A 15,978-nucleotide genomic window follows, 5' to 3' on the forward strand; every position below is an offset into this window, starting at 1 on the left:
CCGCCGCGGCGGGCCCCGGCCGGTCAGTTCAGGCCGAGGTCGTCCAGCCCGAGGATGTAACGGTACTCGAGGCCTTCCTTCTCGATGGCCTCGCGCGCGCCGGTGTCGCGGTCGACCACCGTCACCACGCCGATCACGGTCGCGCCCGCCTCACGCAGGGCCGCGACGGCTTCGAGCACGCTGCCGCCGGTCGTGGAGGTGTCCTCGACCGCCAGCACGCGCTGGCCGCGGACCTCCATGCCCTCGATGCGGCGCTGCATGCCGTGTTCCTTGACCGACTTCCGGACCACGAACGCGTCCAGCACGACGCCGTCGGTGGCCGCCGAGTGCAACATCGCCAGCGCGACCGGGTCGGCGCCGAGGGTCAGGCCGCCGGCCGCCACGTAGTCCCAGTCCGCCGTCAGCTGGCGCAGGAGCTTGCCGATCAGCGGCGCGGCCGCGTGGTGCAGCGTCGCCCGCCGGAGATCGATGTAGTAGTCGGCTTCCTTGCCGGACGCCAGGGTCACTTTTCCGTGTACCACGGAAAGATCGGTGACCAGCCTGGCCAGTTCGAGTTTCGCCGCTTGATCCAACCCGGGGTTCGCCACGGCCGAGAGTCTTACACACGGCCGTCCTCACTCACCGATGGATGTGGCGTCGACCGCACGCCCGCGCGTCGCCGCCCAGGCCGGGACCAGGATCGCGACGAGCGCGAGCACCACGGCGATCGCGAGCACCACCAGGTAGACCGCGAGCGGGCCGGTCGGCAGCACCGAGCCGCTCACCACGAGGCAGAACGGCACGATCGCGCCGGCCGCGGTCGCCGTCCCCAGCAGCACGGCGATGGTGGCGATCAGCCCGCCTTCGATACCGGCCATGCGCAGCACCTGGCCGCGGGTGAACCCGCTCAGCCGCTGCAGCCCGAACTCGCGCCGCCGCTTGGCCGTGGCCATCACCAGCGTGTTCACCACCGAAATCACCGTGTACGCGATGATCATGCCGACGAGCAGGTAGTTGACCCAGGCGCCGATCTCGTTGCCCTTCGCGTGCGCCGCGATCAGCGTGTCCCGGTCGCCGACGAACACCGGCGAACCGGCGGTCGCCTCGCGAAGACGTGCGGTCAACGTCGCCGAATCGACGCCGTCGGCGGCGCGGACCAGCAGCTGGGGCGCGAGCCCGAGCGTCGTGTGCGGGGCCAGCAGCCCGGCGGGCAGCACGAGCTTCTCGAACCCGGCGCGCTGGCTCACCACCGCGGTCACCCGCACGTCCACCGGCGCGCCGTCGCCGAGCCGCAGCGACAGCGTGTCGCCGACCTGGCGCCCGAGCGTCGTGGGCACCTCGACGGCGTTCCCGGTCAGCTCGCTGACGCCGAGCGCGGGCCAGCCGTCCTTGTCCTGGTTCGAGTCGAAGGGCTGCTCGATGAACACCGTGCTCGTCACGTACTCCGACGCGCTCGCGACCCCCGGCGTCGCGCGCACCCGTCCCAGCACCGACGGGTCGAGCCCGCTCGGGCCGCCGACGACCGCGTCCGCGCGCAGGTCCTCGGTGTACGCCTGGTTCGAGACGGCTTCCTGGGTGGTCTGCAGGTAGATGTTGGCGGTCGCGATGCCGACCGCGAGCATGATCGGGGTGACCGCGCCCGCCGCGCGCACCGCGCCGACGCGGGTGTTGAGCAGCGCGATCCGGCCGTTGACGCCGGTGATCGCCTGCACCGGCCAGCGCAGCAGCGTCGCCACCAGCTTCGTCACGCCCGGGCTGATCGCCGCCAGGCCGAACGCCCACAGCATCACCGCCGGGCCCGCCGTGCTGGCCGCGACCGGGCCGGTCATCACGGCGACCGTGACGATGGCCAGCGCCGTCCCGCCTGCGAAGCAGAGGAGCGCGGTGACCAGCCGGATCGGCGTCAGCCACCGCCGCTCGACGGCGGCTTCGGCGAGCGCTTCGGTCGGGCGGACCTTCGACGCCCGCCGTCCGGCCACGAAGGACGCGGCCACGACGGCCAGCAGCGACGCGCCCGCGGCGACCGTCGCCGGCAGCCAGCCCTGCTCGAACCGCAGCACGTCCGGCACGACGTGGTTGGCCGCGAGCTGGTCGAACAGCCACTGGCCGAGCACCGGGCCGAGCGCGACGGCCGCGGCCACCGCGAGCAGGCCGACGACGAGCGCCTCGCCGAGCACCATCCGCCGCAGCTGGCGCGGGGTCGCGCCGATCGCGCGCAGCAGCGCGAGTTCGCGCTGGCGCTGCTGGGTGGACAGCGTGAGCGTGCCCGCCACGACGAACACCATGACCATCGCGGACAGCCCGCCGGACACCGCGGCCAGCACGATCAGGTCCTCGCCGCTCTTGTTCACCTCGGGGAACTCCAGCGCGCCGCGGTCGGCGCCGGTCGTCACGACCCCGGCGTCCCCGACCACCGACGCCACCGCGGCGACGTCACCGCCGAAGACGCCGATGGTGTCGAAGCGCCCCGGGTGGCCGGAGAGCCGGTCGGCGTCCGAAGGCGCGAAGAACACAGCGGAGTCGCGCATGGCCTGCGGTGCGTGGGCGATCCCGGAGACGCGGTACTGGCCGGCGACTCCGTGCGCCGCGACCGGGAGCGTGTCCCCGACGGCGAGCCCGAGCCCGGCGTCGACGACGACTTCACCGGGGTTCGGGGCCCGGCCGGCGAGCGTGTACGGCGTCAACACGGCGGAGTCCCAGGCGTGCCCGAACGCGCTCGCGCTGCCGATCTGCGCCGGGAAGCTGACCTCGCCGACGACGTCCGTGACGCCGGGGACCGCGCGCAGGCGGACGGCCATGGAGGCGTCGAGGCGGACGCGCTCGGGCAGGGTCGCGTTGTCGAACTTGTGCTTGTCCTCGGGGTCGAGGGTCGCCGGGTCGTCCTCCGGCAGCTTGAGCGTCTGCTGCCCGCCGACGACGATCGGCGCCGCGGCCAGCCGCTGCACCGGCGTCTCGGACCGGATGCCCGACTCCATCAGGCCACCGCACGCCGAAACGATCAGCGCACCGAAGAACACGGCGACGAACGTCGCCAGGAAGCCGCCCTTGCGCAGGCGCAGCGTCCGCAGCGCGAGTCCGAACATCACGCCGCCACCCGGCCCCACGCGCCGAGGTGGGTCATCCGCTCGGCGACGGCTTCCGCGGTCGGCCGCGCGAGGCGGCCGGCGACCCGGCCGTCGGCCAGGAACACGACCTCGTCGGCGTAGGACGCGGCGACCGGGTCGTGCGTCACCATGATCACCGTCTGGCCGCCGGCCCGGACGGACTCGCGCAGCAGGCCGAGCACGTCGGCGGCGGTGCGGGTGTCGAGCGCGCCGGTCGGCTCGTCGGCGAACAGCACGGCCGGGTCGGCGACCAGGGCCCGCGCGATCGCGACGCGCTGCTGCTGCCCGCCGGAGAGCTGCCCTGGCAGGTGCTTGCGGCGCCCGTCGAGGCCGACGTGCGCGAGGATCCGGGCGACGAGCCGCTTGTCCGGGCGCTTCCCGGCCAGCTGCAGCGGCAGCACGACGTTCTGCTCGACGGTCAGCGCCGGCAGCAGGTTGAACGCCTGGAAGACGAACCCGACGCGGTCGCGCCGCAGCTTCGTCAGGTAGGTCTCGCTCTTGCCGTCGAGGTCCTGGCCGTCGAGCACGACCCGGCCCGACGTCGGCCGGTCGAGGCCGGCCGCGCAGTGCAGGAACGTGCTCTTGCCCGACCCGGACGGGCCCATCACCGCCGTGAAACCGCCGCGCGGGAAGGAGATCGAGACCCCGTCCAGCGCGACCACGCCGCCGTACTCCTTGCGCACGGCCTCGAGCCGAACCGCCTCAGTCGTCATGGGGAAACGCTAGTGAGGCAACCCCCGATCCACCCTGGTGCGCGCGTGCGTCTTCGAGGTGGGGACAGCCCTACCGCGCACTTTCACGTGAAAGTGCGGGTCAGGTGCGGCCGCGGCCGCCGCTGATCCGGCGCAGCACCGCGCGGGGCAGCAGGCCGCCGATCGCGACGACGGCCTTGTACTGCAGGCTCGGCACCGAGATCACCTTGCCGCGCCGCAGGTCCGCGAGCGCTTCGCCGACCACCTGTTCGACACCCAGCCAGGCGATTTTCGGGCCGGGTTTGCCGATGCCGGCCCGCTCGTGGAACTCGGTCGCGGTGAACCCGGGGCAGAGCGCCATCATCCGGATGCCCTTGGGCAGCGAAGCGGCGATGCCTTCGGTGAACGACGTGACCCAGTTCTTGCTGGCCGTGTACGTCGAACCGCGGCCGCTGAAGAACCCGGCCACGCTGCTGACCTGGATGACGTCGCCGTGGCCGCGCTCGATCATGCCGGGCAGCACCGCCCGCGTCAGCCGCAGCACGGCGGTGACGTTGACGTCGAGCTGGCGCTGCAGCGCGTCCGGCGGGATGGTCCAGAAGTCGCCGTTGAGCCCGAACCCGGCGTTGTTCACCAGCAGGTCGACCGGCCCGGCGGCCAGCCGCTCCTCGACCGCGGTCCGTCCCTCCACTTCGGACAGATCGGCGGGGAGCACCTCGACGGCGACCCCGTGTTGTTCCCGCAGCTCGGCGGCATACGCTTCCAGCCGCGCGGCATCGCGGGCGACGAGCACCAGGTCGTACTTCTCGGCGGCGAGCGTGCGCGCGAACTGCGCGCCGATGCCCGCGGTGGCTCCGGTGATCACGGCGGTGGTGGTCATGTGGGTGAACCATACCCCCAGGTCACGGGCAGACATGCGTTCGAGCCGACGGCGAAGTATGGTCCGCCGCATGGGTAAGCACAGCAGGCGGAAAAGCGGCTACCTGCCCAAGGTCGCCGCCGGTGCGGCGCCCGTCGCGCTGTTCTTCGCGACCCCGGCCGCCGCGCTGGCGAGCCCCACCGACATCACGCTGCCGCTGAACGGCATCGCCCTGCCCGTCGACCACCAGCACGCCGGCACGCTCGACGGCGACGGCCTCACCGCGGGCCGCCGCGACGCCGTCACCAAGCGGATCGGCGAGGCCCAGTTCCTCGCCGACGTCGGGGAGGCCGCCGGCGCCGGGACGTCCGGGGCCTTCGCGACCCGGACCGGCCGCCAGGACGTGCGGGTCGGCCAGGTCGCCGCGGCCGCCGGCGACGAGCAGCGCCTGGCCGGCTCGGCCGCGCCCGCCCGCCTCGGCACCAGCGACAGCGCGCACCACGGCGTCTGGCTGGGCAACGGCGTCGACGTGCTGAGCGAGCACGCCGAGCAGGTCGACAGCGGCCTGAGCCACTCGGGGCGGTTCGCCGGCGACCTCACCGGCGGGCTCGCCGTGCGCCGCTCCTCCGGGCAGGCCGTCGACCTCGGCCGGTTCGGCGCCGTCGGCACGTCGTCGGAGCAGCACGCGAGCGGGCAGTTCGCCGGCGACCTCGACCTCGGCCAGAAGCACGAACTGGGCGGGCAGCTCGGCCCCGCCGAGGGGCTGGTGAAGGTGTCCCACGACCTGTCGTCCGGCTCGATCAGCGGCGACCTCGGCGTCGACCACGTCGTCGCGGTGCAGGGCGGGGCGGCCACGGTGCGCGGCACCCTCACCCCGTCGTTCTCGGGCAGCCTGTTCGACCACCCGCTGAACCCCTAGTCCTGCTGCGGCGGGTCCGCGGGCGGCTGCTGGACCGGCGTCCCAGCGGCAGGGGTGGGCGGGGTCGAACCCGGCGTCGGGATGGGCGCGCTCGCCTGGTGGCGGCCGGCGTCGTAGTCCTCGTCGAACGGGTCGACGATGTCCGCGATCTCGCCGAGGTCGCGCAGCAGCCGCTCGAGCCGCGAGGGCCCGGCGGTCGGGACGACGCTGGCGAGCACCCACTCGTTCTCCAGCCAGGCCACGCCGACGTCGCCGCCGAGCTGGTCCGCGGCGTCGACGAGCTCCTGGGTGATCACGACGCGGGCGCCGTCGGCGTCGTCCGCGAAGGCGTAGCGCGAGCCGATCGGGCCGAGCATCTCGGGCATGTCGGCGCGCTGGAAGGGCACGCTGGACAGCCACATCTCGATCGGGATCCGGTGCTTCTTGTTGCAGCGCACGGCGACGACGACCGCGGGAATCTGCCCCTCGGACTCGATGTCGAAGATGAACACCGGGCGGCGGCCGTCGGAGGTGAAGGTCGAGCCCGCGACGACGTTGACGGCGGCGTCCGCGCCGAAGTAGCCGATCGCCCCACCGGACCACTGCTGCGGCAGCCGTTCGTCCTCCTCGACGAACTGCCAGCCGCGCAACTGCGCCCAGCGCATGCGCTCGCGGTTGCGCGAGCCCTCCTTCGCCCGGTCGGCCGCGAGCAGCCCGAGGCCCGCCACCAGGGCGACGGCCGCGATGACGAACCAGATCCACGCCGGAATACCCACGACGTGCAGGGTATCGCCTGCTAGGCCGAAGAGCTGAGGGCCGGTACCCGTGTCGCCGAGCCCGTTCGGACCAATTCCCCCTCCGCAAGTCGACAAGTCTCTACTGTGGACGTCCGCGAAACGCCGTGAAGGCCTCCTTCCCGGGCAAAAAAGCCGGTAAGGAGGCCTTCACGGATTTCAGGCGCGGGTGACGGTCAGCGAGTCACCGGCTTCCAGCTCCGGGCTGTCGACGCGCACCGTGTCGCCGTCGCGGATCTCGCCGGACAGCAGCTCCTTCGCCAGCTTGTCGCCGATCGCCGACTGGACCAGCCGCCGGAGCGGGCGGGCGCCGTAGATCGGGTCGAAGCCGTTGAGCGCGAGCCACTCGCGGGCGCCGTCGGTGACCTCCAGGTGCAGCCGCCGCTGGGCCAGCCGCGCGGCCAGCCGGGCGACCTGGATGTCCACAATGGACGTCAGCTGCTCGGTGCCGAGCGAGTGGAACACGACGATGTCGTCGAGCCGGTTGAGGAACTCCGGCTTGAACTGCCGCTGCACCACCGAGAGCACCGCGTCGTTGCGCTGCCGCTCGTCGAGCGACGGGTCGGCGATGGCCTGCGAGCCGAGGTTCGACGTCAGGATCAGGATGGTGTTCCGGAAGTCCACCGTCCGGCCCTGCCCGTCGGTCAGCCGCCCGTCGTCGAGGACCTGCAGCAGCACGTCGAAGACGTCCGGGTGGGCCTTCTCGACCTCGTCCAGCAGCACCACCGAGTACGGCCGGCGCCGGACGGCCTCGGTCAGCTGGCCGCCCTGGTCGTACCCGACGTAGCCCGGCGGGGCACCGACCAGGCGCGCCACCGAGTGCTTCTCGGCGTACTCGCTCATGTCGATGCGCTGCATCGCGCGCTCGTCGTCGAACAGGAACTCCGCCAGCGCCTTCGCCAGCTCGGTCTTGCCGACGCCGGTCGGGCCGAGGAACAGGAACGACCCGGTCGGGCGGTCGGGGTCGGCGACGCCGGCCCGGCTGCGGCGCACCGCGTCCGAGACGACCTGCACGGCCTCCTTCTGCCCGATGACCCGCCTGCCCAGCTCGTCCTCCATCCGGAGCAGCTTGCCGGTCTCGCCCTCCAGCAGCCGTCCCGCCGGGATGCCGGTCCACGCGCTGACCACGTCCGCGACGTCGTCCGCGCCGACCTCTTCCTTGAGCATGACGTTCTGCTGGCTGGCCTCGTTCGCCGCGGTGGCCGCTTCGAACTCCTTCTCCAGCGCCGGGATCCGGCCGTAGCGCAGCTCGGCGGCCTTGCCGAGGTCGCCGTCGCGCTCGGCGCGTTCGGACTCGCCGCGCAGCTGTTCGAGCTGCTCCTGGAGCTCGCGGACGCGCTCGATGGAGCCCTTCTCGTTCTGCCAGCGCGCGGTCAGCGCCGTCAGCGTCTCGCGCTTCTCGGCCAGTTCGGCGCGCAGCGCGGCGAGGCGCTCCTTGGACGCGGAGTCCTCCTCCTTGGCGAGCGCCATCTCCTCGATCTCCATGCGGCGCACGGCGCGCTCGACCTCGTCGATCTCCACCGGCCGCGAGTCGATCTCCATGCGCAGCTTGGACGCGGCTTCGTCGACCAGGTCGATCGCCTTGTCCGGCAGGAAGCGCGCGGTGATGTAGCGGTCGGACAGCGTCGCGGCGGCGACCAGCGCGGCGTCGGTGATCCGGACACCGTGGTGCACCTCGTAGCGCTCCTTCAGCCCGCGCAGGATCGCGATGGTGTCCTCCGGCGACGGCTCGCCGACGAGCACCTGCTGGAAGCGCCGCTCCAGGGCGGCGTCCTTCTCGATGTGCTGGCGGTACTCGTCGAGCGTGGTCGCGCCGACCATCCGCAGCTCACCGCGGGCGAGCATCGGCTTGATCATGTTGCCCGCGTCCATCGCGCCCTCGCCGGTGGCACCGGCGCCGACGATGGTGTGCAGCTCGTCGATGAAGGTGACGACCTCGCCCGCCGAGTCGGTGATCTCCTTGAGCACGGCCTTCAGCCGCTCCTCGAACTCGCCGCGGAACTTCGCGCCGGCCACCATCGACCCGAGGTCGAGGGCGACGACGCGCTTGCCGCGCAGCGATTCCGGCACGTCGCCGGCGACGATGCGCTGGGCCAGCCCTTCGACGATGGCAGTCTTGCCGACGCCCGGCTCGCCGATCAGCACCGGGTTGTTCTTGGTGCGCCGCGACAGCACCTGCACCACGCGGCGGATCTCGGTGTCCCGGCCGATGACCGGGTCGAGCTCGCCGTTGCGGGCGCGCGCGGTCAGGTCGACGCCGTACTTCTCCAGCGCCTTGAACGTGCTCTCCGGGTCTTCGCTGGTGATCCGGGCGGAGCCGCGGACCTTGACGAACGCCTCCTGCAGCGCGTCCGGCGTGGCGCCGTGGCGCCTGAGCAGGTCGGCGACCTGGCCGCCCTCGGTCGCGAGCCCGACGAGCAGGTGCTCGGTCGAGACGTACTCGTCGCCCAGCTCGGTGGCGAGCTTCTGGGCGCGCGTCAGCGACTTGACGGCGTTGGTGTCGAACTGCGGGCTCGACACGGTCGCGCCGGTCGCCGACGGCAGCGCCGCGATGAGCGGCTCCAGCTCCTTGTGCACCACCTCCGGGTCGGCCCCGACCGCGGTCAGCAGCGGTGCGGTGAGCCCCTCACCCTGCGCCAGCAGGGCGCCCAGCAGGTGCGCGGCCGACACGTGCGGGTTGCCCGCCATCGTGGCCGCCTGCGCCGCCGACGAGATCGCCTGCTGGGTCTTCGTGGTCGGGTTGAAAGCGTCCATCCCTCACCTCATGCTCGGTAACTCAAAAGTACTGGTGGCAGGCCTGACCACGACCTGACACCATCTTCAACGCACGAAAACTTGAGTCTGTTCCGCTCAACTCTGACCAGGTGCGACGGCGCTCGCCGGCAGCCGTGAGCCCAGTGTCCCGAGCCCGGCCACGGCTAGCCCGGCGCACGCCCCGACCAGCACCCAGGGTAACCAGTCGGCCACCGAAAACAACGCGACCACGACCGGCGCGATCACCTGCGCCACGGTGAACGCGTACTGGTAGGCAGCCAGATAACGGCCGCGGGCCACCGGAGGTGCCGCGGCTTCGGCCAGCGCACCCGAACGCGGCCCGAAGACCAGGTCGCCGGCGGCGAACACCAGCGTCGACGCCAGCAGGTAGACCACCTGCCAGCCGGCGGGCACCAGCAGCACGCCCAGGCTGACCAGGCACCACACGGCGAACAACGCCGAGCCCGCGCGCATCGCCGCGATCCGCGTCAGCCGCGCGGTGAGGCGCAGCGCGAGCGTGCCCCCGACGCTGGTCAGCACGGTCAGCAGGGCGAGGATCGCGCCGGGCAGCCAGGCCGGGCCGTGCAGCCGGTCGAGCACGAACACCGGCATGCCGATCAGGAAGAAGTCGAGCGAGAGCCCGAAGAGCCCGCTGAAGAGGATCAGCGCGAGGTACGGCCGGTTCCGGAGCACCCGGACCGGCCGCTCGGCGTGCGCCCTGGCCGGGCGCGCCAGCCGGACGAAGAAGAGCAGGATCAAGGCCGCCACGCAGAACGTCAGCGCGTCGAGGGCGACCGCGACGCGGTACCCGGCCGGGCCGGCCCACGTCAGCAGCGCGCCCGCCGTGAGCCCACCGAGGCCGAAGCAGCCGGCCCGCACCATCCCCGCTTCGGCGAACGGCCGATCCTTCGGGACGTCGCCCGCGACGTCGGCGATGAGCACGAACAGGGAGCTGTAGAACAACTGCTGCCCGGTCGCGAGCAGGACCGCCGCGACCACCACCGGGCCCGGGCCGCCGGCGACGAGGTACGCGCCCGCCCCCGCCGCCTGGAGCAGCTGGGCGCCGATCACCACCGTGCGCGGCCCGACGCGGTCGACGAGCCGACCGGCGAGCGGCGGTACGACGAGGCCGCCGACGGTGCCGAGCGTGACCGCCGTGCCCGCCATCGCGAGCGGCACGCCGACCACCTGGGTCACGTAGACCAGGGCCAGCGGGAGGAACAGACCCGAGCCGAAGTTGTCGATCCCCAGCGCGCACAGCAGTGCGACCCGGCTATGCGTCACCCACCGAAGGTAACCCCGGAAAACGCCGACCGGTCAGGACCGAACGGAGACTTTCCCGCGTGCGAAAGCCAACTGCGAGTGGTACTCCGGCGGCACTGCGTCACTTGACCGGGGCGGCCTGGCATTCGGCGCTGCCGAGGGCACGGCGGAGGTCCGCGTTCATCCCCGCGAGCCGCTCGGTGAGGTCGGTGACGCGTTCGTCGTCCCAGCCGCCGAGCGCCTTTTCCATGAATTCGAGGTAGTTGGCGCGCCAGCGGGCGAGTTCGGCCCGGCCCTTTTCCGACACGCTCACCAGCGACGCCCGGCCGTCTTCGGGCGCGGGACGGCGGTCGACCAGCCCGGCGGCGGAAAGCTGGGCGATCTGCCTGCTCACCACGGACAGGTCGACGAACCGGCGCTTGGCCAGTTCGGACGGCCTGGCCTCACCGTTCTTGGACAGGTCCGAGAGCAGCATCGCGGCCGCCGGATGCAGCCCCGGCTCGCTCTGCCAAGCTTGCATGATCCAGGCGTGCTGGAGCTGGGAAGCGGTCTTCAGCTCGCGCATGAGCTCGACCCGGACGTCGTCGTCGATGTCGTCGAAGCCCATCGGCACCTCCCTTAGTTGTGCAATACAAGTTTATTGCCGGACGCTTGCTCTGGGCAACCATCCGATCGGTGAGGTCGCCCACGCGTGGCCGGGGGAAATACACCCGGTCGGAGCAACAATGCGGGCAAAAGGCCGCCCGGCGGCTACCCTGCGGACGGGCCGTGCGCGCGGCGCGTTCAGGTGACGTTGAGTGACGAGGTGGCAGCAGTGGCGATGGACCCGGGAGGCGGTCCCCGACCCGTGAACACCCCCGCATGACAGCCGACTCCGTCAGCCCGCTCCCGCGGTCGCCGGCCTCGCGCGAAGCCCCCGCCGCGGTCGCTGCGATGGTCAAGCTCATCCGGGACAGCTGGGCGAAGTCCGAGCCGTACATCGCGGACATCTCGCAGTTCTTCTACGGGATGCTGTTCACCCTCGCCCCGACCACGCGCGACTTCTTCCCGATCAACATGGAGATCCAGCGCGGCAGGCTGGTGCGCGCGCTGGTGCACATCGTGCAGATGGTGGACCGCCCCGACGACCTGGCGCCGTTCCTGCGCCAGCTCGGCCGCGACCACCGCAAGTTCGGCGTGGTGCCGCGGCACTACGAAGCGGTCGGGACGGCGCTGCTGGCGTCGCTCAAGAACCACCTCGGCCGGGAGTGGACGCCCGAGGTCGAACGGGCGTGGGCCGAAGCCTTCACGATCGCCGCGCGCGCCATGCAGGACGCGGCCGCGGCCGACCAGAACCCGCCGTCGTGGCAGGCCACCGTGGTCGAGCACCGGCGGCTGACCTGGGACCTCGCCCTCGTCCGGCTGCTGCCCGAGCAGCCGGTGCCCTACCACCCCGGCCAGTACATCAGCGTCGAAGTGCCGCAGCGGCCGCGGCTGTGGCGCTACCTCTCCCCGGCGAACGCGCCGCGTGAGGACGGCGGCATCGAGTTCCACGTCCGCGCGGTCGACGGCGGCTGGGTCTCGCGCGCCATCGTCAGCCACACCCAGCCCGGCGACGTCTGGCGGCTCGGCCCGCCACTCGGCAGGCTGACGGTCGACCGCGAAGCGTCACGGGGCGTGCTGATGGTCGCCGGCGGGACCGGCATCGCGCCGCTGCGCGCGATCCTCGACCACCTCGCGCTGTGGGGCGAGAACCCCAAGACGCACCTCTTCTACGGCGGCCCGGCCCGCGAGGACCTCTACGACCTCGAAGAGCTGCGCGCGCTCGCGGCCACCAACCCGTGGCTCACCGTCACGCCGGTGGTGGAGCGCGGCGGCGACGTCCCCGGGTTCGAGCAGGGGACGCTGGCCGAGGCCGTCACGCGCTACGGCGCCTGGCCCGGCCACGACATCCTGGTGTCCGGCTCGCCGTCGATGATCCGCGCGACGGTGTCGCGCATGCTCGTGGCGGGCAGCGCACTGGACCAGATCCAATACGACCCGTTCACGATCGACTGATTGTTTTCACGCACCGCCAGATCGGGTTGACCGGTTGTGGCCAAATTGGTCCGTTCGAGCGGGACCGCGCGGAATCACGCGCATCTGCACGGGAATACGCCTAGAGTCGGGAACCCTCGGGGGCGGTACCGCGACAGCGACGCCGCATGGACGGCGCTTTTACCTGTGCACGACTGGAGATTACCGTTCCCGATGAATGCTGAATCCGTGAAGATCTCCACGGTGCCCGAGACAGTTCCCGTTTCGGCCGTGGAAAGTCGCGAACTCGCTCGATTGATTCGTGAAAGCTTTGCGGCCGTCGAGCCGAGAGCCGACGAACTGGCGCAGTACTTCTACGGCGCGTTGTTCGTGATCGCGCCCGATTGCCGCGAGCTGTTCCCGGTGACGATGACGACCCAGCGGAGCAGGCTGCTGCGCGCGCTCGTGTACGTCGTGCAGATGGTCGACCGCCCCGACGAGCTGGTCACCTTCCTCGGGCAGCTGGGCCGCGACCACCGCAAGTTCGCCGTCGTGTCCCGCCACTACGGCGCCGTCGGGCTCGCGTTGATCGCGGCGCTCAAGCGGTTCCTCAAGGAGAAGTGGACGCCCGACGTCGAAGCGGCGTGGACCGCGGCGTACGGGCTCATCGCCAAGACCATGCGCGAGGCGGCCCAGGCGGAGACCGGGCCGGCGGCGTGGTCGGCGACCGTGCTGGAGCACCGGAAACTCGCCCGCGACGTCGCGCTGGTGAAGGTGCGTACCGAGGGTCTCCTGCCGTACCGCGCCGGCGGGTACGTCAGCGTGGAAGTGCCGCAGCGGCCGCGGTTCTGGCGGTACCTGTCCCCGGCGAACGCGCCCCGCGGCGACGGCCGGCTCACGTTCCACGTGCGCGCGGTGCCCGGCGGCTGGGTCAGCGGCAGCATCGTCAACCACACGAAACCGGGCGACGTCTGGCGCCTCGGCCCGTCGATGGGCGCGCTCGACGTGCGGCCGACCACCACCAAGCGGCGGCTGCTGCTGATCGGCGGCGGCACCGGGATCACGCCGTTGCTGGCGATCCTCGACGACCTTTCCCGGTGGAAGCGGAACCCGCCGGTGCACCTGTTCTTCGGCGGCCGAAGACCGGAGGATTTGTACGCTTTGGACGATCTGCGCCGGCTGGCCTCGACGTCCAAATGGCTGACGGTCACCCCGGTCACCGAAGAAGGCGCGGTGCTCGGCGGCGACCGCGGCACGCTCGCGCACGCGGTGACCCAGCGGGGCTCGTGGAAGAACCACGACGTCCTCGTTTCCGGCTCGCCACCGATGATCCAGTCCACCATCGCCCAGCTGCTCGCCAAGGGCATCGACCTGGAGCGGATTTCGTACGACCCCTTCACCTTGGATTGAACGCGCTATCGTCGCCGATATGGAGACGACGATTCCGGTTTCGGACGGCACCATCGGCGGCTACCTGGCGGAGCCCGCCGGCGACGGGCCGCACCCCGGCGTGGTGCTCATCCACGACGCGTTCGGGCTGAGCCAGGACACGAAGAACATCACCGACCGCTTCGCCGCCGAGGGGTACTTGGCGCTCAGCCCGGACATGTACTCGCGCGGGGGCATGCGCCGCTGCGTGCGCCGGGTGTTTTCGGACATGTTCGCCAACCAGGGGCGCAGCTTCGACGACATCGAGGCGTCCCGCGCGCTGCTCGCGGCCCGCCCGGACTGCACGGGCCGGATCGGCATCGCCGGCTTCTGCATGGGCGGCGGCTTCGCCCTCGTCGCGGCGTCCCGCGGGTTCGAGGCGTCGGCGCCCTACTACGGCCAGCTCCCGAAGAACCTGTCGGTGCTCGACGACGCCTGCCCGGTCGTCGCCAGCTTCGGCAAGAAGGACTTCGGGTTGCGCGGCGCGGCGGCGAAGCTCGAGACGGCGCTGACCGAGCGCGAGATCCCGCACGACGTCAAGGAGTACCCCGGCGCGAGCCACGGGTTCGCGAACAAGATCGACGTCGCGCTACCGCTGAACCTGCTGCTCAAGGTCGTCGGGTTCACCTACCACCACGAAGCGTCGGAGGACGCGTGGCGCCGAGTGACGTCTTTCTTCGGCGAACACCTGCAGCAGCCGTCCCGACCTTCGCACTGAGCCGAGCGGAGCAGCGAAATCGTCGAACGGCGGTAGTTCGTTGACCGTTGTGCCCGAATCGCCTTATGGTCTAGACCACATCTTCCCCGGATGTGCTCGTTCGTCCTCCCTCCGGAACAGAGCTGTTCCCCCTCGAGGAGCCGAAATGACCTGGAAACGCAAGCTCTTCGCGGCCGCGGCCGGTGCACTGCTCGCACCGGTGCTGGTCGTGGTCCTCCCCGCCGCCACCGCGAGCGCGCACGGTTACGTGTCCGACCCGCCCAGCCGCCAGGCCAACTGCGCGGCCGGGAAGGTCCCGAACTGCGGCAGCATCATCTACGAACCGCAGAGCGTCGAAGGCCCGAAGGGGCTGCGCAGCTGCAACGGCGGGCTGTCCCAGTTCGCCGAGCTGAACGACGAATCGAAGCCGTGGCCCGCGAAGTCCGTCGGCAGCACGGTGACGTTCAACTGGGTGTTCACCGCCCGCCACTCGACGACGAACTACGAGTACTACGTCGGCAACACGCGCGTCGCGGTCTTCAGCGGCAACAACCAGCAGCCGCCGCCGACGCTGTCGCACACGGTGAACCTGGCGGGGTACTCGGGCCGGATCAAGGTGCTGGCCATCTGGAACATCGCGGACACGGCCAACGCGTTCTACAGCTGCGTCGACCTGCAGGTCGGCGGCGGGGGCACCACGCCGCCGCCCACCACCACGCCGCCCCCGACCACGACCCCGCCGCCCACCACGACCCCGCCCCCGACGACGACCCCGCCGTCGACCGGCACCTGGTCGGCGGGCACGGCGTACAAAGCGGGCGACGTCGTGACGTACAACGGCGTCAGCTACCGCTGCCTCCAGCCGCACACGGCGATCGCGGGCTGGGAGCCGCCGAACACCCCGGCCCTCTGGCAACGCCAGTGAGACTGGTCCTGGCCGTCGTCGCGCTGCTGCTGACCGGATGCGGCAGCGGCGCGACGCCGGCCACCCCTTCGCACAACGCGGCCGACGTGATGTTCCTGCAGATGCTGATCCCCCAGAACGAGCAGGGCATCGAGATCGTCCGCCTGGCCGCGGACCGGCCGGTACCGGCGTCGCTGAAGGAGCTCTCGGCGGCGATCGAGGTGACGCAGCGCACCGAGGTCGACCAGATGAAGGGCTGGCTCCGGGCCTGGAACGAGCCCGCGTCGATGGATGCGAACCCCCAGGCCCACGCCGGCCACGGCGGCATGAAGATGACGGCCCCGGACTTGGTGGGCGCGCTGAAGTCGGCGCCGGACCCGGAGTTCACCCGCAAGTTCCTGGACGTCCTGACCGGCCAGCAGCAAGGCGCGGTCGAGCTGGCCCAGACGGAGAACGGAACGAACGGCGGCGTGCACCCCGAGGTCCGCGACCTCGCCCGCCGGGTGATCGAGTCGCGGACGGCCGAGGTGAAGCAGCTGCTGAACTTCAAGACCTGACCCGCGGCGCGGAACCGCGGGCAGCCGGGAGGGGCTGCTCGCGGTTGCGCCGTT

At 71.7% G+C, this 15,978-nt stretch carries 14 protein-coding genes; 6 read left to right on the plus strand and 8 right to left on the minus strand.

Annotation, left to right across the window (positions count from 1 at the left end):
• Positions 1 to 23: 23 nt before the first annotated feature.
• The 4 genes from pyrE to EIY87_RS16820 all read right to left on the minus strand — a co-directional run bounded on the left by pyrE (position 24) and on the right by EIY87_RS16820 (position 4,655).
• Positions 24 to 587, minus strand: coding sequence for an orotate phosphoribosyltransferase (pyrE, locus tag EIY87_RS16805; RefSeq protein ID WP_086856475.1), 564 nt, complete (start codon positions 585 to 587; stop codon positions 24 to 26).
• 27 nt (positions 588 to 614) lie between these two features.
• On the minus strand, positions 615 to 3,062 hold the full coding sequence (locus tag EIY87_RS16810; RefSeq protein WP_125309884.1) for an FtsX-like permease family protein: 2,448 nt from the start codon (positions 3,060 to 3,062) through the stop codon (positions 615 to 617).
• Complete coding sequence (locus tag EIY87_RS16815) at positions 3,062 to 3,796, minus strand: ABC transporter ATP-binding protein (RefSeq protein WP_191984127.1); 735 nt, start codon at positions 3,794 to 3,796, stop codon at positions 3,062 to 3,064. Before EIY87_RS16815 ends, EIY87_RS16810 begins: the two co-directional genes overlap by 1 nt.
• A gap of 100 nt (positions 3,797 to 3,896) precedes the next feature.
• Entirely contained in the window at positions 3,897 to 4,655 is a 759-nt protein-coding gene (locus EIY87_RS16820; RefSeq protein ID WP_125308960.1) for an SDR family NAD(P)-dependent oxidoreductase, read from the minus strand.
• 70 nt (positions 4,656 to 4,725) lie between these two features.
• On the opposite strand from EIY87_RS16820, the gene EIY87_RS16825 reads away from it, so the two are divergent.
• Positions 4,726 to 5,553: a hypothetical protein gene (locus EIY87_RS16825; protein WP_125308963.1), complete on the plus strand. Its 828-nt coding sequence runs from the start codon at positions 4,726 to 4,728 to the stop codon at positions 5,551 to 5,553.
• On the opposite strand, the gene EIY87_RS16830 is transcribed toward EIY87_RS16825, so the two are convergent.
• From EIY87_RS16830 to EIY87_RS16845, 4 genes are all read right to left on the minus strand, one after another.
• A complete protein-coding gene (locus EIY87_RS16830) occupies positions 5,550 to 6,308 on the minus strand; it encodes a type III secretion system chaperone family protein (protein ID WP_125308965.1) in 759 nt (252 codons plus the stop codon). The two genes, EIY87_RS16825 and EIY87_RS16830, sit on opposite strands and share 4 nt — an antisense overlap.
• Before the next feature lie 177 nt (positions 6,309 to 6,485).
• Complete coding sequence (gene clpB / locus EIY87_RS16835) at positions 6,486 to 9,080, minus strand: ATP-dependent chaperone ClpB (protein WP_125308967.1); 2,595 nt, start codon at positions 9,078 to 9,080, stop codon at positions 6,486 to 6,488.
• Between the two features lie 96 nt (positions 9,081 to 9,176).
• Positions 9,177 to 10,364: an MFS transporter gene (locus EIY87_RS16840; RefSeq protein ID WP_125308969.1), complete on the minus strand. Its 1,188-nt coding sequence runs from the start codon at positions 10,362 to 10,364 to the stop codon at positions 9,177 to 9,179.
• Positions 10,365 to 10,464: 100 nt separating this feature from the next.
• Positions 10,465 to 10,950 (minus strand): MarR family winged helix-turn-helix transcriptional regulator, encoded by a 486-nt coding sequence (locus EIY87_RS16845; protein WP_125308971.1) that lies wholly within the window; start codon positions 10,948 to 10,950, stop codon positions 10,465 to 10,467.
• A gap of 254 nt (positions 10,951 to 11,204) precedes the next feature.
• Here EIY87_RS16845 and EIY87_RS16850 point away from each other — a divergent pair, with 254 nt between their 5' ends.
• The 5 genes from EIY87_RS16850 to EIY87_RS16870 all read left to right on the plus strand — a co-directional run bounded on the left by EIY87_RS16850 (position 11,205) and on the right by EIY87_RS16870 (position 15,924).
• Positions 11,205 to 12,380, plus strand: a complete 1,176-nt coding sequence (locus EIY87_RS16850) for a globin domain-containing protein (RefSeq protein ID WP_191984128.1) — start codon at positions 11,205 to 11,207, stop codon at positions 12,378 to 12,380.
• A 192-nt stretch (positions 12,381 to 12,572) separates the two neighbouring features.
• Complete coding sequence (locus EIY87_RS16855) at positions 12,573 to 13,748, plus strand: globin domain-containing protein (protein WP_225439905.1); 1,176 nt, start codon at positions 12,573 to 12,575, stop codon at positions 13,746 to 13,748.
• A gap of 19 nt (positions 13,749 to 13,767) precedes the next feature.
• Complete coding sequence (locus EIY87_RS16860) at positions 13,768 to 14,484, plus strand: dienelactone hydrolase family protein (protein WP_125308976.1); 717 nt, start codon at positions 13,768 to 13,770, stop codon at positions 14,482 to 14,484.
• Between the two features lie 145 nt (positions 14,485 to 14,629).
• Positions 14,630 to 15,388 (plus strand): lytic polysaccharide monooxygenase, encoded by a 759-nt coding sequence (locus EIY87_RS16865; protein ID WP_125308978.1) that lies wholly within the window; start codon positions 14,630 to 14,632, stop codon positions 15,386 to 15,388.
• Positions 15,385 to 15,924: a DUF305 domain-containing protein gene (locus EIY87_RS16870; protein WP_225439906.1), complete on the plus strand. Its 540-nt coding sequence runs from the start codon at positions 15,385 to 15,387 to the stop codon at positions 15,922 to 15,924. The genes EIY87_RS16865 and EIY87_RS16870 overlap by 4 nt, the downstream gene beginning before the upstream one ends.
• Positions 15,925 to 15,978 lie beyond the last annotated feature (54 nt).

Source organism: Amycolatopsis eburnea, from assembly GCF_003937945.1.
Taxonomy (GTDB): Bacteria; Actinomycetota; Actinomycetes; order Mycobacteriales; family Pseudonocardiaceae; genus Amycolatopsis; species Amycolatopsis eburnea.

What these genes read in the sequence shown, in the direction of transcription:
- EIY87_RS16845 (WP_125308971.1), bottom strand. Translation starts at nt 10,950, where the DNA reads ATGGGCTTCGACGACATCGACGACGACGTCCGGGTCGAGCTCATGCGC.
- EIY87_RS16825 (WP_125308963.1), top strand. Translation starts at nt 4,726, where the DNA reads ATGGGTAAGCACAGCAGGCGGAAAAGCGGCTACCTGCCCAAGGTCGCC.
- EIY87_RS16860 (WP_125308976.1), top strand. Translation starts at nt 13,768, where the DNA reads ATGGAGACGACGATTCCGGTTTCGGACGGCACCATCGGCGGCTACCTG.
- EIY87_RS16865 (WP_125308978.1), top strand. Translation starts at nt 14,630, where the DNA reads ATGACCTGGAAACGCAAGCTCTTCGCGGCCGCGGCCGGTGCACTGCTC.
- EIY87_RS16850 (WP_191984128.1), top strand. Translation starts at nt 11,205, where the DNA reads ATGACAGCCGACTCCGTCAGCCCGCTCCCGCGGTCGCCGGCCTCGCGC.
- EIY87_RS16820 (WP_125308960.1), bottom strand. Translation starts at nt 4,655, where the DNA reads ATGACCACCACCGCCGTGATCACCGGAGCCACCGCGGGCATCGGCGCG.
- clpB (WP_125308967.1), bottom strand. Translation starts at nt 9,080, where the DNA reads ATGGACGCTTTCAACCCGACCACGAAGACCCAGCAGGCGATCTCGTCG.
- EIY87_RS16815 (WP_191984127.1), bottom strand. Translation starts at nt 3,796, where the DNA reads ATGACGACTGAGGCGGTTCGGCTCGAGGCCGTGCGCAAGGAGTACGGC.
- EIY87_RS16855 (WP_225439905.1), top strand. Translation starts at nt 12,573, where the DNA reads ATGAATGCTGAATCCGTGAAGATCTCCACGGTGCCCGAGACAGTTCCC.
- EIY87_RS16810 (WP_125309884.1), bottom strand. Translation starts at nt 3,062, where the DNA reads ATGTTCGGACTCGCGCTGCGGACGCTGCGCCTGCGCAAGGGCGGCTTC.